General features: G+C 64.0%; 20 protein-coding genes. 10 read left to right on the top strand and 10 right to left on the bottom strand.

Annotated elements, in window-relative coordinates; genetic code table 11:
* Window positions 1–13: 13 nt before the first annotated feature.
* The 8 genes from ispD to C1717_RS01620 all read left to right on the top strand — a co-directional run bounded on the left by ispD (window position 14) and on the right by C1717_RS01620 (window position 8,638).
* On the top strand, window positions 14–763 hold the full coding sequence (gene ispD, locus C1717_RS01655) for a 2-C-methyl-D-erythritol 4-phosphate cytidylyltransferase (RefSeq protein ID WP_102371514.1): 750 nt from the start codon (window positions 14–16) through the stop codon (window positions 761–763).
* A gap of 268 nt (window positions 764–1,031) precedes the next feature.
* Window positions 1,032–2,225: a M20 family metallopeptidase gene (locus tag C1717_RS01650; RefSeq protein ID WP_102371513.1), complete on the top strand. Its 1,194-nt coding sequence runs from the start codon at window positions 1,032–1,034 to the stop codon at window positions 2,223–2,225.
* A 150-nt stretch (window positions 2,226–2,375) separates the two neighbouring features.
* On the top strand, window positions 2,376–2,963 hold the full coding sequence (locus tag C1717_RS01645; RefSeq protein ID WP_102371512.1) for a flavodoxin family protein: 588 nt from the start codon (window positions 2,376–2,378) through the stop codon (window positions 2,961–2,963).
* A gap of 100 nt (window positions 2,964–3,063) precedes the next feature.
* Window positions 3,064–3,543 carry a universal stress protein gene (locus C1717_RS01640; RefSeq protein ID WP_102371511.1) on the top strand — a complete coding sequence of 160 codons (480 nt, stop codon included), beginning with the start codon at window positions 3,064–3,066 and terminating at the stop codon, window positions 3,541–3,543.
* A 190-nt stretch (window positions 3,544–3,733) separates the two neighbouring features.
* Window positions 3,734–4,972, top strand: a complete 1,239-nt coding sequence (locus tag C1717_RS01635) for an MFS transporter (protein ID WP_245859348.1) — start codon at window positions 3,734–3,736, stop codon at window positions 4,970–4,972.
* Window positions 4,973–5,115: 143 nt separating this feature from the next.
* Window positions 5,116–6,042 carry a patatin-like phospholipase family protein gene (locus tag C1717_RS01630; RefSeq protein ID WP_245859347.1) on the top strand — a complete coding sequence of 309 codons (927 nt, stop codon included), beginning with the start codon at window positions 5,116–5,118 and terminating at the stop codon, window positions 6,040–6,042.
* 151 nt (window positions 6,043–6,193) lie between these two features.
* Window positions 6,194–7,915, top strand: coding sequence for an ABC-ATPase domain-containing protein (locus tag C1717_RS01625; RefSeq protein WP_102371510.1), 1,722 nt, complete (start codon window positions 6,194–6,196; stop codon window positions 7,913–7,915).
* Window positions 7,916–7,981: 66 nt separating this feature from the next.
* A complete protein-coding gene (locus tag C1717_RS01620) occupies window positions 7,982–8,638 on the top strand; it encodes an HAD family hydrolase (RefSeq protein WP_102371509.1) in 657 nt (218 codons plus the stop codon).
* A gap of 231 nt (window positions 8,639–8,869) precedes the next feature.
* On the opposite strand, the gene C1717_RS01615 is transcribed toward C1717_RS01620, so the two are convergent.
* Window positions 8,870–9,898, bottom strand: a complete 1,029-nt coding sequence (locus C1717_RS01615; protein WP_102371508.1) for a 3-deoxy-7-phosphoheptulonate synthase — start codon at window positions 9,896–9,898, stop codon at window positions 8,870–8,872.
* A 206-nt stretch (window positions 9,899–10,104) separates the two neighbouring features.
* On the opposite strand from C1717_RS01615, the gene C1717_RS01610 reads away from it, so the two are divergent.
* Entirely contained in the window at window positions 10,105–10,830 is a 726-nt protein-coding gene (locus tag C1717_RS01610; RefSeq protein WP_102371507.1) for a copper homeostasis protein CutC, read from the top strand.
* A gap of 142 nt (window positions 10,831–10,972) precedes the next feature.
* Here the strand turns inward: C1717_RS01610 and C1717_RS01605 are convergent, their stop codons facing one another.
* The 7 genes from C1717_RS01605 to C1717_RS01575 all read right to left on the bottom strand — a co-directional run bounded on the left by C1717_RS01605 (window position 10,973) and on the right by C1717_RS01575 (window position 19,695).
* Complete coding sequence (locus C1717_RS01605; RefSeq protein ID WP_102371506.1) at window positions 10,973–11,932, bottom strand: SGNH/GDSL hydrolase family protein; 960 nt, start codon at window positions 11,930–11,932, stop codon at window positions 10,973–10,975.
* Between the two features lie 108 nt (window positions 11,933–12,040).
* Entirely contained in the window at window positions 12,041–13,642 is a 1,602-nt protein-coding gene (locus C1717_RS01600) for an MBOAT family O-acyltransferase (protein ID WP_102371505.1), read from the bottom strand.
* Window positions 13,643–13,757: 115 nt separating this feature from the next.
* The gene (locus C1717_RS01595; protein WP_102371504.1) at window positions 13,758–13,991 is read right to left on the bottom strand and encodes a phosphopantetheine-binding protein; all 234 of its coding nucleotides are present in this window, start codon (window positions 13,989–13,991) and stop codon (window positions 13,758–13,760) included.
* A gap of 78 nt (window positions 13,992–14,069) precedes the next feature.
* On the bottom strand, window positions 14,070–15,353 hold the full coding sequence (locus tag C1717_RS01590; RefSeq protein ID WP_102371503.1) for a diaminopimelate decarboxylase family protein: 1,284 nt from the start codon (window positions 15,351–15,353) through the stop codon (window positions 14,070–14,072).
* A gap of 102 nt (window positions 15,354–15,455) precedes the next feature.
* Window positions 15,456–17,126, bottom strand: coding sequence for an amino acid adenylation domain-containing protein (locus C1717_RS01585; protein ID WP_102371502.1), 1,671 nt, complete (start codon window positions 17,124–17,126; stop codon window positions 15,456–15,458).
* Between the two features lie 195 nt (window positions 17,127–17,321).
* Window positions 17,322–18,956, bottom strand: a complete 1,635-nt coding sequence (locus C1717_RS01580; protein ID WP_102371501.1) for a sensor histidine kinase — start codon at window positions 18,954–18,956, stop codon at window positions 17,322–17,324.
* A complete protein-coding gene (locus tag C1717_RS01575) occupies window positions 18,949–19,695 on the bottom strand; it encodes a response regulator transcription factor (RefSeq protein ID WP_102371500.1) in 747 nt (248 codons plus the stop codon). The genes C1717_RS01580 and C1717_RS01575 overlap by 8 nt, the downstream gene beginning before the upstream one ends.
* Window positions 19,696–19,950: 255 nt before the next feature.
* Here C1717_RS01575 and C1717_RS01570 point away from each other — a divergent pair, with 255 nt between their 5' ends.
* Window positions 19,951–21,546: a DUF2130 domain-containing protein gene (locus C1717_RS01570; RefSeq protein ID WP_102371499.1), complete on the top strand. Its 1,596-nt coding sequence runs from the start codon at window positions 19,951–19,953 to the stop codon at window positions 21,544–21,546.
* 270 nt (window positions 21,547–21,816) lie between these two features.
* Here C1717_RS01570 and C1717_RS01565 read toward each other — a convergent pair whose 3' ends face one another.
* Both C1717_RS01565 and C1717_RS01560 read right to left on the bottom strand, forming a co-directional pair.
* Complete coding sequence (locus C1717_RS01565; RefSeq protein ID WP_102371498.1) at window positions 21,817–22,755, bottom strand: D-2-hydroxyacid dehydrogenase; 939 nt, start codon at window positions 22,753–22,755, stop codon at window positions 21,817–21,819.
* Between the two features lie 90 nt (window positions 22,756–22,845).
* A complete protein-coding gene (locus C1717_RS01560) occupies window positions 22,846–23,673 on the bottom strand; it encodes an HAD-IIB family hydrolase (protein WP_180965796.1) in 828 nt (275 codons plus the stop codon).
* Window positions 23,674–23,725 lie beyond the last annotated feature (52 nt).

Raw genomic sequence — 23,725 nt, 5'->3', positions numbered from 1 at the left:
GTTGGTGATACCTATGAGAGGTCAGCATTCCAGCTATGGGGACGGCTTGTCCTCGCAGCGCGTTTGCGCGGTGGTTGTGGCCGGCGGCTCGGGCCAGCGCTTTGGCAATCCCGGGGGCAAGCAGCTCATCGACGTGGCGGGGCGCCCCCTTGTGTCTTGGTGCCTTGAGGCGTTCGACCGCGCCGCGCATGTGGGCCATATCGTGGTGGTGTGCCCGGAGGAACGGCGCGAGGAGATGCGCCGCCTTGCCGTTGCGCCGTTTGCGTTCACGACGCCGGTGACCTTTGCTAACGCTGGGGCGACACGCCAGGATTCGACTGATGCCGGAGTAGATGCCGTGCCGGCGGGCTTCGATATCGTGGCGATTCACGATGGCGCCCGCCCGCTCATAACGCCCGAAGCGATCGACCACGCCATCGAGGAGCTGCTGGCGGACCCGGGGCTCGATGGGGTGGTCTGCGGCCAGCCCGCGATCGATACGCTTAAGGTGGTCGGCGCGGACGGGGGCATCGAGGATACGCCGCCGCGTAGCAGGTTCTGGACGGTGCAGACACCCCAGATCATCAGGCTCGATGCAATGCGACGGGCACATGCCGCGGCGGTTGAGGCCGGCTTCGTGGGGACCGATGATTCATCACTCGTCGAACGCTTCGGCGGTCGGATGCGCTGCGTCGAGACGTCGCGCGACAACATCAAGGTCACCGTGCCGGAGGACCTGCTGCTGGTGACCGCGATGCTCAAGGCCCGCATACACGCACGATAATCCTGCCGGGCACTGCTGCTGGGCCCTGTTTCGCGCTTTGAAGCAATTTTGTCCAGAAGTGAGTGCGTTTTTCGGGGCGTGCCAAGTACAATCGTGGTGACGCGCGCAAACGCGCAGGAAAACAGGATGTCTTGTTGCGGCATACTCGGGAGAGTGTGAAGAAAGCCACTCACTTCTGGAAAAATGGGTGGCGGGATTGGTGCAAGCTGTTATCAGATGCTTTGCTGCATGCCGGCTGATAGGGTGACGATGGGTATCGGGAGGTAGCATGATAACGGTTGAAGAAATCAAGGACATGGTCGCGAGGAATCGCGATGAAGCGATCGGGTTCTTTCAAGCGTGCGTGCAGACGCCCAGTGTGACCGGCGATGAGGCTGCGATGGGCGAGGTGATGGTCGATTTCTTGGACCGCGAGGGGTTCGAGCCGCGCGTGTACGAGAAGGAGGCGGGCCGTCCCAACGTCGTTGCGGAATGGGTGGGCTCCAAACCGGGCAAGCGGTTCGTGTGGAACGGTCACATGGATGTATTTCCGCCGGTCGAAGGCGACCCCGGGCTCTATGGACCGTGGTCAGGCAAAATCGTCGATGGCTACCTGTATGGTCGCGGATCTGTGGACATGAAGAGCGGCGTGTGCGCAGCGGTCATGGCGACGACCTTTCTTAAGCGCATGGGGTTCGACCCTGTCGGCAGCATCCTTATGACCTGGGTTTCCGATGAAGAGAACACCGGCAACGCTGGAACGAAGTTCCTGCTCGAGAAGGGACTGATCCAAGGGGACTTTGGTCTTGATCCCGAGCCGACGTCAGGCCGCGTCCTCGTGCGGCACTGCGGTGGAATCAACGTCAGGGTGACGTATCGTTCCGAGACCGAGCATACCTCCTTGCCCCATCCGAATATCGATGCGCTCGAGAAGACCGTGAACGCGGCGCAGGCTCTCATCGAGTTTGGCCGGAAGGTGAGCTATTTCGACGAGTCGACCCAGGCTTGGTCCAAGCTCTCGGTGACCATGATGGGTTCGGGCAATACGGTGAACATGTACCCCTCGGAGGGCCATCTGGTAATCGACCGCAGGCTCGTGCCGGGTGAAGCCATCGCTGACGCCCATGCGCAGATCAAGCATGCGCTCGACGAGCTCGCGGTGCGGCATCCGGGGGAGGACTACACCTACGAGTACGAGATCATGGGGGAGTACCCGCCGCTCGTGGTCGATGAGGACGAAGAGATCGTGCGCTTGTGCAAAGAGGCGTTCCATGCGGTAACCGGCAGCACGACCGAGGCCTACTCGCGTGGCGGCGCGTCGGATGCTTCGGATATCGTGGAGGCTGCGGGCATCCCGATGCCGAACTTCTCCATGGGTGACGAATACGGCGAATCGACCATGCCTAATGAGAAAATGTCCATCGACGGATACCTCATGAACATCGAGCTGTTCATGGCGCTCTTGGTCAAAGCGCTTTCGTAGGCAACCGAGATGGGCAGCCGCTCCTAGGTTAAGGTCGGCTGGTTGCTTCTTGTCCGTCAAACCTGGGCACAGTCCGGTTCGCAGGATGCCGGGGTATTGGTGGTCTTGGTGGTACGCGCCCTACATGGCGGTATCGACAAGGGAGGGGTTATGGCGAAGAGCATCCTCGTCGTTCAAGGCGGCGGTAGGGCGCACGGAAACACCGCCCAGCTGGTTGAGCGCTTCTGTGCCGGCGCGCGTGACGCGGGGCATGAGGTGGAGGTCGTTTCGCTTATCAAGAACGAGGTGCGCGGTTGCTTGGGATGCAATGCGTGCCGCTTCGAGAAGCCATGCATCCAGAAGGATGCGTTCAACGACCTCGTGCCCAAGATTCGTGCAGCTGACCTGATCGTCTTTGCGGCACCGCTCTACTTCTGGACCATACCGGCGCGTCTCAAGGCGTTCATCGAGCGGTTCTATTGCATCGCGCAGCGCGATCCCAACCCGCCGTACGGCCGGTACGAGAAGTACCCCGTCCATGACAGCGCACTGCTCATGACTGCGGCGGATGACAACTTCTGGACGTTTGAGCTTGCCGTTGCGTACTATCGCCAGGCAATTGTCAACTACATCGGGTTCAACGACCGCGGGATGCTGCTCGCTGGGGGTTGCGGCTCGACGAACGACGGGCCCCAGATCGATAAGACGGACCACCTGGAGAAGGCGTACGAATTCGGCAAAGGCATCTACCCCTTGTAGGTTCGCTGGCTGTCGATGCTCCGGTCCGGCGCCGCGTGCGCCGTGACCGCATGCGGGTATAAGCGGAACAAGATGGTCGCCGCGAGGGAAAGGAGCGGCTATGTTGTTCAAGAACGTCCTGGTTCCCTACGATGAGTCCGAGCACGCCAAGAGCGCGTTGCACATCGCGTTGGGCATGGTGGGGGATGATCCCACGGCGACGGTGCATGTGTTGGCGATCGTCGCCACGGGCGCGTTTACCTCGCCGACGCTTACCGGGAACGCCTTTGATGACCTTTCGTACCTTTCCGACCCCGACCGTACCGAGAGCGATGACATCATGGGCGCGCTCGTGCATCGCGCACGCACCGATATGGAGGGAACGGTCGACGATGCGCTCGATGGCGCTACCTGCAAGGTTGTCGTCACCGCGGGCGTGGCATCCTCTCCGGTGGAGGGTATCGCCGAGTACGTCGAGTCGCACGGAATCGACCTTGTGGTCATGGGGCGCCGCGGCCTCGGCGCTCTACGCGGTATGCTGGGTAGCGTGAGCTTCGGCGTGCTGCGCTCCGTCGATGTTCCGGTGCTTACCGTGAAGTAGGCTGTCGAGCGCAGCTTTGCGGGACTCATGGCGCATGTCGCTGCGAGCGGGTCTTCGTGCGCGGCAAGCCGGGAATGCTTGCTGCGCCCGCGCTGCGCTATGGCCGGCGCTCGCATGAAGAACGCGGTTTCGCGGCGGCTTTCTCCGTTGTACAATCCCCTCGGTCCATCTTCGATCGGGGGGATTATCTGTGACGACATCATCTGCTTCCGCAGCATCCACTACGCCGAACGTCTCACGCGGTCGCGCCTTGGCATGCGTGGCGCTGCTCGTGGTGATCGGCTTTTCCCTTGGTTGCTCGGAGTTCGTGGTGATCGGGATCGAGGCGGAGCTTGCCGAGGCGTTCCGGGTGCCGCTTGCTCGGGTCGGCGAGCTCATCAGCTTCTTCTCGATCGCATATGCGGTGCTCACGCCTACGCTCGCGATCGTGACCGGGCGTTTTCGCCGCTATCCGTTGCTCGTTGCCTACGCAACGCTTTTCTGCCTCGCCAACGTCGTTATGGCGTTCGCGCCCACCTTCGAGCTGCTGCTTGCTTCCCGCGTGCTGCTCGGTGCGGTGTCGGGCGGCCTGCTCGCGCTCGGTATCACCTACATTCCCGAGCTTGTGGGGGCAGAGCGTTCGTCGATGACCATCTCGGTGGTATATGCGTCGTTTGCGGTGGCGATGGTGTTCATCACTTCGGTTGGCAAGATCGTCGCGCACGCGCTCGATTGGCGGCTCATCATGTTGGCGTCGCTTGGGCTCGCGGTGGCCTCCTCGGTGGCGCTGCTCGCCGTGCTACCCCGCACGGGCTCGACCGATGCGCCGGCGACCATGCGCGAGCAGATCGAGCTCTTCCGCGAGCCGCAGGTCGCCTGCGCGGTGTTCATCTTCTTGTTCGGCGTGGGATCGGTATACGTGCTGTACGGCTACGTGACGCCCTACCTCGAGGAGGTGCTGGGGCTCGATGCCGTCGCGGCAAGTGCGGTGCTCATGGCATACGGCGTGGCGTGCTTCTTCTCCAACCTGCTTTCCGGCTGGTTGGATACCCGGTTTGGCATCCGCGCGCTCACGGTGACCTTTCCCATGCAGGCGCTGCTCCTGCTTGCCGTATGGCTGCTGCGCGGAAGCGCGGTGGGCGGGGTCGCGATGATCCTGCTCGTGGGGCTTTCGATGTACCTCGTGTCGGTCCCGTGCGTCTCGGTCTTCATGCATTCGGCCATGCGCTGGCACCCCAAGGCGCTCACGCTCGCGAGCTCGCTCGAGCCGACATCCTTCAACATGGGCATCGCCTTTGGAACAGCGATGGGCGGCGTGGTCGTGTCGGGTCCGGGGATAGCGCACGTAGGTGCTGTGGGTGCGGCGTTTTCGCTGGCAGCATGGGGTCTTGCGGGCCTTACCTACATGCTGGAACGCCGGCGTGCCCGCAGCGCGCGCGAGCAGGGCTGAGAGATCTCCGAGGCGGCTTTGCAACCGATGGCGTGCGAGCCGCTTCGCTGGCGAGCGGGATCGAGATGGGATTGCGCAGGCAATCGAGTGTGCATCCAGGCAGTGCATGCGGCCAGGGTGCGGAACCAGATGGGTAGTGAGAAATGAGCGGCATCAAGTCGACGGATCTGCGAATCGCCGATGTGCGCACGTCGGATGAGCGCCCGGCTTTCGTTCCGCCCGCGCATACGACGGGCGTGGTGTTCGAAGGCGGTGGCTTTCGAGGGGTCTACACCGAGGGCGTATTCGACGTGTGGATCGAGCAGGGGATCTGGGCTACGCATGCCGTGGGTGTGTCCGCGGGCGCGACCTTTGGCTGCAACTACAAGTCGTGCCAGGTAGGGCGTGCACTTCGTTACAACAAGCGTTTCTGCAATGATCCGCGCTATGCCGGATTCGGGAGCCTTCTGCACACGGGGAACTTCTTTAGCAAGGATTTCGCGTTCGACACGCTGCCGTGGGAGCTCGACGTCTTCGACACGGGAACCTACGTTGCGAACCCCATGCGCTTCACGGTCGTTGCGACCGACATCGAGACGGGTGAGCCGATCTACCACGACGTCAACCAGGGAGACCGCGATGACGTCGAATGGATGCGCGCTTCGTCGGCGATCCCCGCGCTCTCTCGACCGGTCGAGCTCGAAGGACGCAAGCTCTTGGATGGTGGCACCGCCGATTCGATTCCGTTCCGCTGGATGCTCGACCAGGGATGCGAGCGCTGCGTAGTGGTGTGCACGCAGCCCGCGGGTTTTCGCAAGGAGCCGAATAGCCTCATGCCGGCGCTCCGCGTGCTGCTCAGGCGTTATCCGCGCCTTGTCGAGCTGCTCGCGAATCGTCACGTGCGCTACAACGCTCAGTTGGATGAGCTGGCGGAACTTGAGCGCGCGGGCAAGGTCTTCGTGATAAAGCCGAGCGAGTCGGTGGCGGTTCCCATTTCGCTCAAGGACCCCTCGGTGCTCGATAAGGTGTACGAGGTGGGCCGGCGCGACGGCGAGGCGACGTTCGCGGCGCTGAAGCGGTACCTAGCTTAAGGGATCCGCGTAGGCAGGCTTCCGTTCGCGTCGCTGGGTCCCGCGCCCGCCCCGCCGATGCGGGTGGATGCATCGGGTACGATGGGTACGCACTGCATGGTACCGGTTGGTGCGCCTTGGATGGGGCGCAGCGCGTCGACAGGGGATTGTGATGGCGACCGATGAGGATCTGGAACGGCGGCTGCGAGCGATTGACGGCTGCGGCTATCCGGCGTACAAGTCGCTCAAAGGCTCGTACGATTTTGGACCGTTTGCGCTATCCATCGACCATGTGCAAGGCGATCCCTTTGCAGCTCCTTCGCAGGTGAGCATCTGCGTGTATGCCGAGACGGCTGCCTTCCCGCCCGAGCTTTTCGATGCGTCGCATCGAAGGGTGGCTCTTGAGGATTTGCTGCTGCGTCGGTTCGCTGCCGAGGTTGCTCGGGCAAGCTACGTTGTGCGGGGCTCGGGTAAAAGCGGACTCATAGCGACGAGTGTGCCCGGGCCAGAGGTATTTTCACGTTCGGCGTGCGAGGTGACAGCGGATGGCGCGGTGATCGTACGGCTCGAGGCGGGATTTCCCGCGCATGGCAGGACGATTGACGCCCGTGCGCTCGACCGTATGCTATTCGATTTGATTCCGAGCTGTGCCGAGCGTGCGCTCGTGTGCGACCGCGCGGCCCTTGCCTCCGCCCGTGCGGCCGCCGACCTTGCCGATGACCGCGCTCGGGCCCGTGCAGAGCTTGCCCGCCGCGGGCTCGTGGCCTTCGTGGCGGACGGCTCGATTCTTCCGCGGGCAAGCGGCATTTCGTGCCGGCCGCTTGAGGGCGCCGTGCCGTTCGAGTCGCCCCAGAGCCTGCGCGTCACGCTTGACTTGCCCCATCGTGGCCCGACGACCGGCATGGGTATCCCCTGCGGCGTCACGCTCGTGGTCGGTGGTGGCTTCCATGGCAAATCCACTCTGCTCAAGGCGCTGCAAGAGGGGGTATACGACCATGTTGGCGGTGACGGCCGCGAGTTCGTCATCACCGACGCTACGGCGGTAAAGGTGCGCTCAGAGGATGGCCGGCCAGTTGCCGGGGTCGATATCTCCCCGTTCATCACGAACCTGCCCGATGGGAGCGATACCGGACGGTTCTCGACGCTCGATGCGAGCGGTAGCACCTCGCAGGCGGCGGCAACCATAGAGGCGATCGATGCCGGCGCTCGCGTGCTGCTCATCGACGAGGATACCTCGGCAACGAATTTCATGGTTCGCGACGAGCTCATGGAAGCCGTCGTCGCTGCCGACCACGAGCCCATCACCCCGTTCGTGGAGCGCGTCCGTAGCTTGTGGGAACACCAGGGCGTGAGCTGCATCATCGTGGTCGGGAGCTCGGGGGCGTTCTTCCCGATGGCGGATACCGTGATCCAGATGGATCGATATCGCGCGCACGATGTCACGAAGCGCGTTCGCGAGGTCTGCAGCGAGCGTGGTGTGGTGCCGGCGGCGACCTTGGATGGAGGCGACGTGCTCGTGGGTGGTCGCGGGCATGCAGCGCGAATCGGCGCTGGGCGCGGTGGAACAGGCAAGCCGCTTAAGGTGCGCACGCAGGGGTTAGATGGTTTCTCGGTCGGAAACGGATCGGTCGACCTCCGCCGCGTCGAGCAGCTCGTCGACCCGGAGCAAGTGCGTGCCCTGGCTCAGCTTATGCGCGTCATCATCGAGCGGAGGCTCGCCGACGGGACGCGTTCTGCCCAGGACGTCGCCGCATCGCTGCTCGAACGGGTTGCGCGCCGGGGTTGGAAGGAGATTGCCCCGCGTGCGGAAGTTCCTTGCGGGCTTGCGCTGCCGCGCGTACAGGAGCTTTGGGCGTGCATCGACCGCTGGCGACGCGATGCGGGTGGAATCTAGCGCAGGCCGCGGTGCGCTCGATTCTGGACGCGTCGCGGTTCGGTGCATGACGAGAGCGAGGTAACCATGTTTTCTGGCGTCATCTTCGATATGGATGGCCTCATGTTCGATACCGAGAAGGTTTGGGGCGCTTGCTGGGAGCCTACGCTGGCGCGATTGGGCCTGCCAATGAAGGAGGGAATAGCCGACGCTGCACGCGGTACTGCCGGACCGGAGTTCGCCCACGTGGTGCGCGAGTGGTTTGGCGAGAAGGCTGATGCCCAGCTCATCTGGGACGTGTGGCATGAGGTGGCTGCAGAGTGCTTCGAGCATGGGATCGAGAAGAAGCCAGGCCTCGATGAGCTGCTGGCGTATCTCGATGAGCAGGATGTGCCCATGGCTGTCGCCTCCTCATCGACGCGCCGAGACATCATCCATCACCTCGACATGGCGGAAATTCGCTCCTACTTTACGGTGGTGCTTTCCAGTTTGGAAGTCGAGCACGCCAAACCCGCGCCCGATGTTTTCTTGGAAGCGGCGCACCGCATCGACGTCGAGCCGTCCCAAGCTCTGGTGCTCGAGGACTCCTACAATGGCGTGCGCGCGGGCGTTGCGGGTGGATTCTGCACCGTTATGGTTCCCGACCTCGCAGCTCCCAGCGAAGAGATGCGTCGCATCGCGCATCGCATCTGCTCGAGTCTGCTTGAGGTGCGTGACCTGCTGCGCACCGGCGAGCTTGGATAAGGGAATCGCGTGCCGCGTGCCAAAGAATCCAGAAGTGAGTGACTTTTCGCGGGATGCTTAAGTAAGCCAAGACCAGAATGACCGGAAACCTGCGATTTCGTTGTCAGCAAAAGTATGGCTTCTCGCCGGTTTGAGATTTAGTCACTCACTTCTGGAAAAGTTGCGAGGCGGAAGCCTGCGCGACGCGCGCTTAAGCGACGCGCGTCGCGCGCGGGCGTTGCCTGGCAGGTGCTACACGCGCTCGGCAAGGTCGAGCACCAGGCGTTCTGTCTTCTCCCAGCCCAAGCACGCGTCGGTGATGGACTTGCCGTACACTCCTCCGTCGATTGGCTGGTTGCCGTCTTCAAGATAGCTTTCAACCATGAAGCCGCGCACCATATGGCGAATGGTCTCGGATCGACGCATTGAGTCGGCGACCTCGTGGCTGATGCGAATCTGCTCGAACGGTCGCTTGCCGGAGTTGTCATGATTGCAATCGACGATAACCGCAGGGTTGGCAAAATCGGTCTCGGTGTACTTCTCGGCAAGGCGTTCGAGGTATTCGTAGTGGTAGTTGGGGTAGTTGAGACCGTCGTCGCCGATGTATCCGCGCAGAACGGCATGCGCGAGCGGGTTGCCGGTGGTCTCAACCTCCCAGTTGCGGAAGATGAACGTCTGGGGTTGCTGGGCAGCATAGATCGAGTTGAGCATCACGCTCGTCGAGCCGCCGGTGGGGTTCTTCATGCCCACCGGCATGGTCACGCCGGACGCCACGAGACGGTGCTCCTGGTTCTCGACGGAGCGCGCGCCGACGGCGATATAACCCAACACGTCGATCAGGTACTGGTAGTTGGTGGGGTAGAGCATCTCGTCTGCGGTGAACATGCCGGTCTCTTCGGCAACGCGCAGATGCATGCGGCGGATAGCCTTGATGCCACCGAGCAGATCGCTGGGCCCCTCGGGATCGGGATTGTGCAACAGCCCCTTGTAGCCGGTGCCCTTGGTGCGCGGCTTGTTGGTGTAGACGCGCGGGACGATGAAGAGGCGGTCGCTGACGCGCTCGGCGAGATCTGCCAAGCGTACTGCATAGTCGAGCACGGAGTCCTCGCGGTCCGCCGAGCATGGTCCGATGATGAGCAGGCGCCGGTCGTCCTTGCCAGTGAGGATATTGGCAACCTGCTCATCGAATGCAGGCTTCTTCGCTGCGGTTTCGGTGGAGAGCGGCATCTCCTCGCGGATTTCCTTGGGGATGGGCAGCAGGCGCTTGAACTTCATGGACATATAGACCCCTTAGCTTCGGTTACGGAGCATTATTATGCGGGAGCGTCTACGGCGTCGCAAACGAATGCGCTATCTGTAACAAAGAAGTTCGCGCACTTCGCCAACGAGGCCGCCAGATCGTACGGGGGCGCGCGACGCGACCGCGCGCTGAACGCCGCGCACCGTGGTAACCTGAGGGGCGACCACCTACGACAAGGAGCTATGCCATGTCCAATCGCCTCTTGCGTGAGTTTTGCGCCGAGAACTTCACCTCCGTGCCGGCTGCGATCGCGGCGGGTGCCGCGCGCATCGAGTTGTGCGACAACCTCGCGGTGGGCGGCACGGGCCCAACGGTCGGTGTGATCCAGGCGGCGGTCGCCTATGTGCACGAGCACGGCGCCCGCGTGATGACCATGATCCGCCCGCGCGGCGGAGATTTCGTCTATACCGATGACGAGCTCCGCATGATGAGCACCGACCTCGAGCAGGCGTGCCGGTGCGGCACCGACGGCGTTGTCTTCGGATGCCTCAAGGAACGTGAGGACGGCCAGGGCTATACCGTGGATACCGCGGCGGTGAGCTACCTCATGAACACGGTGCGCTGGATGCGCGACAGACGCAGCTGGAGCTTCGCTGGCGACGGTAGTCCGGCGCGTTCTAACATCGACGTGACGTTCCATATGGCATTCGACGAGCTCGATCATGACGAGCAGCTTCATGCCATCGATTTTCTCGCGCAGGAGGGTGTCGCGCGCATCCTCACGCACGGTGGTCCCAAGAGCGCGACCATCAAGGAGAACCTCGACCACCTGCGCGAGCTCATCGCCTATGCGGATGGCCGCATCATCATCCTTCCCGGTGCGGGAATCAGCTACGAGAACGCGCTCGATGTGGCGCATGCGCTCGGTGTAGACGAGGTGCACGGCACGCGCATCGTGAAGATCGAGCAGTAAGGGGGCGTGGCCGCCGGGCCGTTAGGCGGCGGCGCCATGGCGAGGAAGCCTCGGAGCAGCGGAGCGCGAACGACGCGTGCCTGACCGAGGTCGCCAAGCCCGGCAGCGCCAAGAATACCGCGGTGCCTCCGAGGAGGCGCCCCTATTGCTCCAGCTGCCGAGCGTATACCGCATACGCTTCATCCCATGATACGTACGCGCCGTCGCCCGCATGGCTCGTCAACTCGCTTCGCTCGCCGAGAATCGAGCCCATAGCGGTGGTGACCTTCTGAGCGCCCCTGATGTTCAGGTGGTCGCCTCCGTCGCAGGTGTCCTGGGTCCAATCGATATCGACCCTCGTCGAGCCGGTATTGAGGTCGTAGTACGCAATGTCCAGGTCGGCTGCCAGCTGCGCCACGCGGTTATGCCGCGGCGTGTTCCAGTTGACGGTGCTCGGCGTGCTCACGAGGACGAGCGTCGCGCCATGTTCTCGGCAGAGCCTGTTGATCTGCTCGAGGTACCAACGATTGAGAATCGGGATGTCGGCAAGCTCGTCGGAGGGAGCCATCCAGCCAGAGGCGTCTGCGGCGACGGTGTCCCTCTTGATGGAGAATCCCTTGAGGCTATGGGTCCACGTGGTGCGGGGTGCGGTCGTGAGGTCCTCGACGCGCAGGCTCTTCCAGCGGTTGTGGTATTCAAGCACCGGGAAGGCATCCTGTGCGGCGCGCAGCAGCGCGAAGCCGGGCGTAAAATCCCTGAACAGGCAGTTCGTCTCGAGCACGACGACGTTCGGGCTCTGTTTGGAGAGCGCTTTGCCGAGGAGCGAGTACGTATAGGGAAGCGGTTGCCCCGCCGTGCCGCACACGTACGAGGTGATGCCGCGCTCGTGCCATAGCTGCAAAGGCGAGAAGGCGGTGTACGACTCCGAGTCTCCAAGGAAGACCACGTCGATGGAATCGGCGGGCTCGCCGAGAATTCCGTTCGCGGCGGAATCCATCTGGCCAAACTCGTCTTGGTTGTTTTTGGGCATCACGATACGCGACGTGATGGCGAGCAGTCCGAGGAATATGGCGACGGCTATGCAGAGGCGCAGCACGAAGCGCAAAGGCTGGGGGAGGCGCATGGAAGGGCTCCTTGATGCAGGTTTCTAGCGGACGCGGCTCGTTGCCGCGCCGGGGCGGACGGGACATCGCGGGACGCGGCCCGCGCGGGGGCGGTGGCGGGTGCTCCCCTAAAACGAGGCGTACATGGGATCGACGGGTACATAGCCCGCACCATATGCTCCGAAGATGACCGCGATGATGGCGAGCGCGCATACGGCGGCGCTCCACGTCACGGCGTTATGGCTCCAGAACCATGTGGTAAGCGATACGCCGCGCTCGCGCAGGATGCCGACGGCAACGATCACCGCTACGGCTATGCCCACGCAGACAAAGTCCGCAGCGTCCATGCCGAGGCCGAGCACCGTGCCGTTGGCGAACGACTCGAGCGTGAACCCGCCGAGGAGCTTCCCGAGCATGCCGAGCGCAGCCGAGCCCCCTTGGGCACGGAAGATGAGCTCTCCCACGAATATGATGGCGAGGGTGCGCACATGCTGGAGCACGCGGTACGGCATGCTCGCGCGGTCGATGCGAAGCCGCTCGCAGAGAGCCTGAGCAAACGGTTCCGTGAGCCCGCCGATCCAGATGGCGACGAACCAGAACAAGCCGAAGAGCACGTACTGTCCGCCGGCACCGTGCCACAGGCCGTTGCCCAGCCAGACGGCGAGAAGCGCAACGCCGCTTGCCGCGAGCGGTCCCATGCGGTTGCCGAACGCCTTGCGCGCCGCGCTGGTCAGGCGTTTCACCGGCTTGCTGAGCGAGAGGGGATAGAACACGTAATCACGGAACCATGTGCCCAAGGTGATGTGCCAGCGCTGCCAGAACTCGGAGGCGGTACGCGAAAGGTACGGCTGCTTGAAGTTCTCGGGCAGCGTCACGCCGAATATGCGTCCGCAGCCCATCACGAAGTCCATGGTGCCGGAGAAGTCGCAATACAGCTGGACGGTGTAGAGCACGGCAGCGAGCGCGATCACGCCGCCGTCGTATGACCCGTACTGCTCGAAGACCGTCTTCACGAGCAGGTTGACGCGGTCGGCGACGATGACCTTCTTGGCCAGGCCCCATAGGATGCGCATGCCGCCGCGCGAGATGTTCTCCGCCGTGATGGGCCTGCCAGCCCAAAGCGCTTGCGCCGTGTCGCCGTAACGGCAGATGGGTCCCTCCATGATGAGGGGAAAGAACGAGAGGAAGAGGGCGAGCCGTGCGGGGTTGCGATCGGCAGAGATGCTCTGCCGGTGCACGTCGATAAGGTACGAGACCGCCTGCAGCGTGTAGAACGAGATGCCGATAGGCGCGGCGAGGGCGACCGCCTCCTGCGGGAAGGTGATGCCCGCATGGGCGAGCAGCGGGGTGGCGAGCGGTGCCAGGAGGCGCTGGGCGAAGCTGAGGTACTTGAATGCAAAGAGCATGCTCAGGTTCACGACGAGGCCCGCTGCGAGGACAAACCGCATGTACCGCGCATAGCGGCGCTTGATGTCGCGGCGGTTCGCCCCGGGGGCGCGGAGCCGGCTCGCGCGCTCGCGGAGCAGACGGTCGAGCCCGATGCCCGCGAGCCAGATGGTGCCGGTCGAGATGAGAAGGAAGACCAGCAGCTTTCCGCTGATGCTCCAGAAGAAGATATAGCTCGCAGCAAGGAGCACCAGCCAGCGCAGCCTGCGCGGCATGAGCTGATAGCACAGCATGGTCGCCGGCAGGAACAGCGCCAGGACGGTGAGGGAGAAATACGATTTCATGGCATCGGGCTTTCTAAGGGTTTGTGGTGCAAGGAGGGGCGATGGGGTCGATCCGGCGGGTTCAGGCAGCGATGCGCCCCGCACATCGAAGCGCGGGAAGAGCCGCCGTAGCTTGCTAGAGCCCGGACTCGCGCATGCGCTCGACCATCTTCCACATGCCCTCCAGCGAGTTGAAGTTCGCTGGCACCACCTCGACGGCGGGGATGGTGATGTCGAAGGCGTCTTCCAGCTCGGATACGAGCGTGATGATGGTGAGCGAGTCAAGGGTTCGGCTATCGACGAGGTCGGTGCGGTCGCGGTAGTCGACGTCGGGATTGAGCTCGTTCAGGATGTCCAGAATCGCGTCCATGATAAGGTCCTTTCAACTCATGGCTTGCAGGTTTGATGGCGGGGTGCCGTGCGGGCGCCCTGGCTGTTGCAGGCGCCGTTACCCCAGCGGGTGCAGCGGCGTGTTGATGATGTCGGTGCGCAGGCCTTCGCGCACGAGCACCGGTTCGCCGTCGTGCTTGAGGACGACCACCTTCGGCAGGTCGCGGCTCAAGAACAGCGAGATGCCCTCGGTCATGCAGTACGCGCCGGCAAAGCGGAAGGCAAGGATGCTGCCCGTGTCGAGTCCGGCGAGTGGGAGCTGCTTGGCGAGGATGTCGTTCACCGTGCAGAGTGAGCCGCAGATGTTCCAGGGCTCGGCGGCGTTGTCTGGCGCGCTTGCGCCCGCCGCCGCGCCCGCCGATGTCGCACCCGTCACCGCGCCCGCTGCCGTGCCCGCGTCGAGCAGATGGCACGGCGGTTGCTTCATGGCCATGGACTGGCCGTAGTACACGAGCTGGTGGATGCCGCCGTCCACGATGGCGTAGCGCTGACCGGCGTTCACCTTGGTGTCCACCACGCGCGTGAGGTAGGTGCCGCACGATGCCGTGAGGCTGCGCCCCAGCTCGAGCGTGATGGAGCCGCTGAACGCCATGTTCTCGAGCATGCCGGAGAAGCTCTCGATGAATGCCGCCTCGTCGAAGGCATCGCCCTCGAAATACGAGACGGGCAGGCCGGGGCCGATCTCGAGTTCGCACGGGGTCCAGCCGAGCTCCTCGCCGAGTTCTGCCACGAGCTTGTCGAGCCCGTCGAGCTCTCGCTGGAGGCGTTTGAGCGAGGTCTTCTGCGTGCCCGAGAAGAACTGGATGCCAAGCAGGTCCACGCAGGAGGCCTTGCGAAGCTTGTGCACGGTCGATATGAGCTCGGCGCGGTCGAGGCCGAACTGGTTTCCGCTCGTGAGGCGCAGCAGGATGGGAGCGCGCTTGCCGCGGGCGATGGCGACGCGCATCACCAGGTCGAGCTGCGCGGTGGACTCGATGGTGATCGCGGCGGGCGGCGTGGGATTGGAGAGGGCCGCATCCACGATCTCCTCGCTCTTATGCACGCCCGATACGACGATCTTGTCGTGCGGCAGGCCGAGCGCCTGGCAGATGCGGTACTCTCCCGGCGAGCAGATTTCGAGGCGGTCGATGAGCGGGGTGAGCTCAGGCAGCACGAAGGGGTTGGCCTTCGCGGCGAAGCAGAGTCCGGTGCGCTCGGGCAGCATGCTGCGCAGGTGGGAGACGCGCTGCGCGAGCTCTCGCTCGTCGAAGACGAAGAGCGGTGTGCCGAAGCTTCCGGCAAGCTCGCGTAGCGTGTCGTCTGCCGGGGACGTGATGGTCGGTGCGATTGTCGCGGTCGTCATGATGGTCTCTTGCTCCTTTCGCGGGCGCTTGGGCGCCGGGGAGACGGTTTGCGTGGTGGGCGAACGGTGCGGCGCACGTTCGGGGGCTGGGCGGGTGCGGCATCATGCGACGCCGCACCCCTCGTGGCGCGCCGGCCTTCCGCCGCGGTTAATTCCCTGCTTGAGTGCAAGGAGGGCGCGTCGGTCGACCTTTCCGTTCTTGGTAAGCGGCATGGCATCGACCGGGGTGATCGAAGCCGGCAGCATGGGGACGGGCAGGAGCCGCGCCACGGCGCGCCGCAGCTCGCCTGCATCCGATGTGCCCTCGAAGAAGGCATGGATGCGCTTGAGCTTCTCGTCATAGGCGCAGCGGCACCGGTCCACGCCGGGCTGTCGCTCAAAGGCCGCGTCGATCTCCTCGAGCTCGATGCGGTGTCCCTGATGCTTGATCTGGTTATCCACCCTTCCGCAGAAGATGAGCTCGCCGCGTTCGTTCAGGCGTACGAGATCGCCGGTCTTGTACACGGTGTCGGGCAGCGCATCGGTGAGCGGGTTCTGTATGAACGCCGCGCTCGTGCGCTCGGGGTTGGCGAAGTAGCCGAGCGCGTTGCAGGGGCCTCCCGCGTAGAGCTCGCCCACGCCGCCTGGCTCGGTTACGGGGCGCTGCTCGCTATCGAGCACGGCGACGCGCCGGTTGGGGAAGGGAGTGCCCAGCGGGATCCCGTCTTCATAGCCGCGCTCGCGGTCGAGCACGTGGTAGAGGCAGTTGCAGGTGACCTCGGTGGGGCCGTAGAGGTTCACGAAGGTCGCGTGCGGCGCGCACGCCATCCAGCGGTGCAGGTGCTTGAGCGGCATGACCTCGCCCGAGAACCCCACGAGGCGCACCTCGGGCAGGTCGGCGCCCTCGAGTGCGCGCAGGCCGCTTACCAGGCAGAGTGCCGCGACCGCCCAGATCATGACGGTCACGTGCCGTGTGCGGATGGTTTCCACGAGTTCGGCGGGAGCGCTGAACAGGCGGCGCGGCAACAGGAGGATGGTGGCACCGGCGGCCAGCGACCCGTAGATGTCTTTGACCGAGACGTCGAAGTCGAGCGGTGCCTGATTGCCGAGGATGTCCTGCGCGCGGATTCCCATGGTTTCCACGAACGGCTCGATAAACCCCAAGATTGCCTGATGGCTCACGGCGACGCCCTTCGGCGTGCCCGTGGATCCCGAGGTGAAGAGCACGTACGCAGGGTCGTTGCCCATGATCGATGCTGCTGCTCGGGCGAGCGCCTCATCATCGACGTCGTGGCGGACGAGCTCTTCGGCACGCAGAATCGTGGCGCGGGGGAATACGCGACGGGCCTGCTCCGCCGTGTCGGCGCAGGTGACCACGATGGGAGCCGGGCTGCCGGCGCTGATTGTCTCGTAGATGCTCGCGGCACGCTCCTCGGGGACCATGGGGTCCACGGGTACGTAGAAGCCGCCTGCCATGAGGGCACCCATCATGGCGGCGAGGGCGTCCACGCGCTTCTCCATGAAGAGGATGACGGCGCGCGGAACACCGCTGCCGAGCTGTGCGGCCGCTGCGGTTTCCTCGGCCGGCGCGCCCGCCCGCCGCGCGATGAGGGCACTGCCTGCGCGCTGGCTCATCTCGAAGAGCTCGCCATAGGCACAGGACCGCTTCTCGTCTACGGCGGCGATTGCATCGGGCGTTCGCCGTGCGCTCCGCTCAAGGAGCTCCAGGGCCGTTGCGCGGTAGCGTTCGGGCTGATGGGCTGCCCGAACGGATCCGCCTGCATGCGTGGTCATAGTTTCCTTCCTTTCTGGGCCTCGATTGGTTCCCAGTATGGAAGGCGAAGCTTCAGCAACCCTGAGCGCAAGCTAAAGGTTTCTTTAGCTTGCACGGCGCCGGTCCGTCATCGGGGATTGCTTTCTGCCGTGCTGCTGGCAACGCCGCCGCTCCGGCTTCGAGTTCGTCCTCGGCGCTCTCCAGCTCAGCGCGTCCTATGCCAGCGGCAGCTCGATGATGAACTCGGTTGCGCACGGTAGGGGAGGATGCGTCGAGAGGCTCAGCTGCCCATGCATGAGCTCGGCGCAGCGCTGGGAGATGGCAAGACCCAACCCGGTGCCTCCTTTTGCGGTGCGCGCGGTGTTCTTGGTGACGAAGGGGTCGAAGAGCCGGTCGGCCACCTCCGGTGCGATGCCTGCTCCCGTGTCGGCGACGCTTACGATCGCACGTCCCTCGCCCTCGTCGACGCGCCAGCTCACGTACACCGTGGTGCCCTCCGGGTTGTGCGTGCACGCGTTACCGATGAGGTTGAGCAGCAGGCGCCTAAGCAGCGATGCGTCGATGAGCGCGTAGGGTGCCGGGGCGTCTTCGCTCCCATCGGGCTCGACGACCTCCAGGGTGCACGCCGCCTGCTCGACCTGATCCATCGCATCCCTCGCGATCGCACGCACCGCGTCGTCGACGCGCCGGCGCTCAAGATGCGGCGCGAACTCGGGGTGGTTCATCTTGGCATAGGCGAACAGCGTGTCGATAAGCTCGTTCGCCGTGATGGCCTTGTCGCTCATGGCGCGGAGGTATTCCGGGGTCTTATCGGGCGGGACGCGTCCGTCGCGGAAGGCCGTGGCGTAGCCGTAGATCACCGTGAGCGGCGTTTTGAGGTCATGCGAGATGTCCGCGATGATGCGCTGCTGGTCATCGCGCGCTCGATCGAGCTCGTCCATGAGGTCGGTGAAGTTGGCGTAAATGGGGGAGAGCTCGAGGGGGACGGTCGCAGCCGCCTCCGGGTGCTTCTCGCCGCGTCGGTACGCCTCGATCGCCTGGTCGAGCGGAAGGGTCGCGCGCTTCACGATGCGCACCAGGTACCAAGCGCAGGCGACGGTGACGATGAACGCGGGGGGTGCGGCGATGAGAGGCAGGCGGCTGGCGTCGTCCACAACCTGCTGATAGCGCCTTCCGCTTACGAGTGGCGCGGCAAGCACCAGGATGCGGTCCTCGCCTTCGACCGTCTGGTAGCTCACGCGCTCGACGGACATCTTCGCGTTGTATACGCCTTGCAGGAAATTGAACTCGCGCTGCGAGAGCGCGCTTCGATCGGCAAAGAGCGTGCCCGCGATGATATTGAGCTCCTCGTCGAGTTCGCACCATGCCGTGATGCGCTTCGAGAAGCCATCGTCCACGTCATACGTGCACTGCATGATGCGGTAATGCACCCCGTCGACAGTCGTCTCCTGGAACACCTCGTAGAAGATGCGCTCGTCATATTCGCTGATGAGGGCGAGGTCGCTCACGCGGATGGATTCCGCCGCCTTGGTGTTCGATGCGTACAGGCGCGTGCCCTCGCTATCGAAGATGACGATCCTGCAGTTCTCGAGGTCGCTCGACTGCAGCGCGTCGAAGCGGTCTCGCTCGAGGTCGTCCGAATATGCGAGGACCGTTTCCATCGAGGGGAAGGCGTTGTCGAAGAGCTGCTCGGTAGCACGGTTGATGCCCCAGAGTATGAGCGCCAGCAGAGCGGCGTAGACGAGGATGCATGCCAGGCAGCGCACGGCGATGCTCGAGCGCACGCCGTGCCAAAGCCGGGAGATCCGATGCCGCAGTCCCATGTTGGTGTCCGGTGTCGCGTTAGCCATCGAGCCGGTACCCCATGCCGCGGATGGTCTTTATGTAGCGGGGGCGCAGCGGGTCGTCCTCCAGCTTGGAGCGAATATTAGAGATGTGCACCATGACGCTCCCCTCGCTGCCGGCATACGCTTCTCCATTCACGCATGCGTACAGCTGGCCCTTGCTGAACACGCGCCCCGGCGCTGCCATGAGGGCGGCCATGATCTTGAGTTCTGCCGCTGTGAGGGGGATGGGTGCGCCGTTCTTGCTGAGCACAAGGCGCTTCGTGTCGAAGGTGAGGTCACCGACGCGCATGGTCTGTTCGCCAGCGTCCTGCCGTGCGGCACCGGCGTGGGGCTGCTGCCCCTCCTCGCTGCCGGCATCGCCTTCGCTCCGTTCGCTTGCGGCGTGTCGGCGCAGCATCGCGCGGATGTATGCCGTGACCTCGAGCGGCTCGAACGGCTTGCTGATGAAGCCGTCGGCGCCCGCATCGAGACCCACGATCTTGTCGGCAGGATGCGAGCGCGCGGAGATGATGATGACGGGGATGTCGCTCGTCTGGCGCAGGGTTTTGATGAAGTCGTAGCCGTTCATGCGCGGCATCATGATGTCCACGAGCGCGATATCCGCAGATGACCTGGCAAGGCGTTCGAGCGCCTCCTCGCCGTCTGAAGCGGTGAGGACTTCGTATCCACTGCCCGATAGATAGAGCGTCAGCAGCTCGACGATATCACGGTCATCTTCAACGATGAGCACGGTTTCTGCCATGATGCCTCCTCGTACAGCCGTAGTTCGGCATCTGCGTCTCCCTGCATCTGCCCCATCTCCCCGCCTCGATTGTACCGGCGACACCTCCTTGCCCCATTGAGCGCCATCCGCTTTCCATGACGGGTGAAGGAATGCTTAAGCAGATGTGGAGAAGCGGCGGGCGGGTTCGTAGGCGAAGTCCGCACGGCGCGGTATGCTTGCCGTGATGAGAAGTGGCGCTCGCGGTGCACGCCGCGGGCGGGAACGGAGGATGGCATGAACGAGATCAAATGCCCTCAATGCGGCACGGTGTTTCAGGTAGACGAGCGCGGTTATGCCGACATCGTGCGCCAGGTGCGCGACGAGGAATTCGCCCGGCAGCTCGCCGAACGCCAGGAGATCATGGAGCGCGAGCGGACATCTGCGGTGGAGCTCGCCCAGCAACAGGTGCGCGACGAGTTGCAGAAGACGGTCTCTTCGCGCGAGACGCGCATCGCGGAGCTCGAGGCCAAGCTTGCCGCCGCGGCGACCGAGCAGGAACTTGCGCAGGAGAAGGCTGCGGCCGAGGCAAAACAGGAGGCACAGGAGCGCCTTGCCGAGTTGCAGCGCGCCTGCGATGAGCTCGAGGCGAAGCTTGCGGCTCAGGCTGCTGCAGCGGAACTCGAGCAGGCGAAGGCTCGCGAGGAGCTGAGCCGCGGCGTTGCGGACAAAGATGCCGAGATTGCGCGCCTGAAGGCGCAGATGGAGGCGGCGGCGCAGCAGGGCGCGCTCGAACTCGAGAACGCCCGCGCGGCTGCCCGCAGCGAGCTCGCGCAAGGGCTTTCTGCCAAGGATGCGGAGATCGCCCGGCTCAAGGAGCAGATTGCTGCAGGTGATGCGGCTCAGAAGCTCGCAGTGACCCAGGCTGTGGTGGCTGTGGAACGCGAGCGCGACGAGGCGCGCGCCAAGCTCGCGAGCGAGCAGACCCTCCGCGAAAGCGAGCGCCAGCAGCTCGAGGCCTCTCACGCGCTCGAGCTCGCCCGGGCTCGCAAGACGAGCGAGGAGCTCATCCGCTACAAGGACGAGGAGATCGAGCGCCTGCGCGACATGAAGGCGCGCCTTTCCACCAAGATGGTGGGCGAGACGCTCGAACAGCACTGCGAGACCGAGTTCAACCGTCTGCGCATGACCGCGTTCCCGCACGCGTACTTCGAGAAGGACAACGACGCCGTGGTGGGTGATGACGGGCGCGCCTCCAAGGGTGACTATATTTACCGCGAAGCTGATGAGGCGGGTAACGAGATCATCTCGATCATGTTCGAGATGAAGAACGAGAACGACACCACGGCCACCAAGCACAAGAACGAGGACTTCTTCAAGAAGCTCGACAGCGACCGCACGAAGAAGGGTTGCGAATACGCGGTGCTCGTGAGCCTGCTCGAGCCGGAGAGCGAGCTCTACAACGCCGGTATCGTGGACGTGAGCTACCGCTATCCCAAGATGTACGTCATCCGCCCGCAGTTCTTCATCCCGCTCATCACGCTCTTGCGCAACGCCGCGTTGAACGCGCTCACCTACAAGCAGGAGCTCGCCATCGTTCGGCAGCAGAACGTGGACGTGACCAACTTCGAGTCCAAGCTCGAGAAGTTCCAGCAGGGATTCTCGCGGAACTACGAGCTTGCGAGCCGCAAGTTCCAGACGGCCATCGACGAGATCGATAAGACGATCGACCATCTGCAAAAGACCAAGGACGCGCTGCTCTCGAGCGACCGCAACCTGCGCCTGGCGAACGACAAGGCACAGGATCTCACCATCAAGAAGCTCACCCGCGGCAACCCCACCATGAAGGCCGCCTTCGAGGAAGCTCGGCGGTCTGAGCAGTTTGACGACTGATTCGCAGGGAGCCCATCTCGGGCGGCGGTGCCCCCAGGGGCCGCCGGGGAGGGCGCGCCCGGGGGCTCCCGGGGGTCCGGAATGTCCATATTCCCGCATCTCGAGGCGGGCCCAGAAATCGAGATCCCGCTATTCGGACGGTTTCGGCCCTTGAGAAGCCGTTTCTGTCCATCCAGGGGGATCTCGATGGGACGAGGCCAGATACGGCGCGCCGAGATGCGGGAATATGGCTGTTTCGGGGAAGGCCCCGTCGCGACGCGCGGTTGAGCGCTACGGGAGCGTGACCTCATTGAGCAGGGGCGTGCCAGCAGAAAGACGACGGATGTTCTCGGCGGCGATGCGCGCAAGGTTGTCGAGTACGGTGTAGAGGTGGAATTGGCCGGAGACGTGCGGCGTTATGAGGATGTTCGGGGCGTCCCACAGGGGGTCGTCCTGGGGCAGGGGCTCAGGTGTCGTCACGTCGAGCGCAGCTCCAGCGAGGTGGCCGGATTCGAGCGCGGCGATGAGGTCGGCTTGTACGACGAGATCGCCCCTGCCTCCGTTTGCAAAGTATGCCCCGTGTTTGCAGGTAGAGAAGAACCGGTTGTCCGCAAGGCCGCGGGTTTCCGGTGCGCTGGGTAGGAAGCAGACGACGGCGTCTGCATGGGGGAGCAGGTCGAAGAGCTCGCCCATGGTGCAGATGCGTTCAAAGCCCTCGGGCACGGTACCTACATGGCGGCGAACGCCCGTCACATGTGCGCCGTGCGCGCTTGCAAGCTTCGCGAAGTGCTGTCCGATATCGCCCGCCCCGAGTACGAGCACCTGCGAGCCCGCCATGGTGTCCACGGTGCCTCGGTCCGTCCACGCGTGCGCACGTTGGTCGTCTCGGTAGCCGGCAAGGTTCTTCATGAGCATAAGCAGCATCGCGTACATGTGCTCGGAGACCGCCTGACCGTAGGCGCCCACGGCGCTTGCGAGCACTGCTCCGTCCGGAATGGTCCCAGGTGCCATATAGGCATCATAACCTGCGGAATTGAGCTGCAGCAGACGGAGGCGGCGTGCGTGGGCGAGGCGTTTGGGCGGGAGGTTTCCCACAATGACGTCAGCTTCGGCGACCTGCTCGTCCGTGATGTCGGGTTTCGCGGCATACGTAAACGTCGCCGAGGGCGCGCCCGCTTCGAGCACGGTCTTCTGCGCGGTGTTGAACGGCGGGATCACGAGGATATTCATGAGGCTCCTATCGCAGGGAAGGCGGGTACCGACCAGCTGCCGGTTCGTTCGGTCGACCTGGTGATAACCGGTTGTGAGCAGGGTGTCGGATCAGGCGTTTGCGCGGGCTTCGGTTTCGGCGAGCAGCCGTTCGAGCTCATCTTCGACAGACGAGCACAGGCGGATGCGGTCGTTAAGCCCGCGGAGTTCGGGGTTGCCTCCCTCCATGAGGTAGGGGTGGCCCACGGTGTCGAGCATCACCCGGTCGTTCGCTTCGTCGCCGAAGGCAAGCATGTTCGCCACGTCGATGCCAAGGGTCCGACCCAGGTCGCGTAGGGCGCTGCCCTTGCTCACGCCCTCCGGTGCGAGGTCGATCCAGATGGGCCCCGAGGTCATGACGGAGAAGCGCCCCTCGAACTCGCGCTGGAAGAACTCGCAGACGGACTTGGTTCGTGCTGGATCGACGAAGTAGGAGATCTTGATAATCGGTTCGTCGATGTCCTCCAAGTGCTCGATGGCGCGCATCTCGTAGCCCACTTCCTCGCGCATGTAGCGCAGAAGGTCCGTATCGGAAGAGGGGGCATAGCTTGTGTAGGGCCCTTCGATGAGCGCCTGGCAGGCGTGCTCGGCGCCTAGCCGGCAGATCTCTTCTATATCATCCTGCTCGAACTCGCGGATCATGGGTCGATGGTCGCGGAACTGGGCAAAGCCGCCGTTCTCGCACACGTAACCGATGCGATCGGCGATGGGTGCGAAGAGCCGCTCGAGGTTGACTTGGCGCCTGCCGCTCGCTGCGACGAAGATCACGCCGTGGTCCATGAGCCGTTCGATGAGCTCGATGGCATGTGCGCTGGGCAGCCCTCCGGCCTCGTGGATGAGCGTGCCGTCCATGTCTGACGCCACCAGCTCGATGCGTCTCCCTCGGTCGAATACCGCCATGCCGTTCCCTTTCCCGCGTTGCCTGGCATGCGGGATTATAGCGCGTGGGTGC

The organism is Enorma phocaeensis, from assembly GCF_900186505.1.
Taxonomy (GTDB): Bacteria; Actinomycetota; Coriobacteriia; order Coriobacteriales; family Coriobacteriaceae; genus Enorma; species Enorma phocaeensis.
Note: the sequence above shows the minus strand (reverse complement) of the source record. Positions and strands in the feature narration are given on the sequence as shown.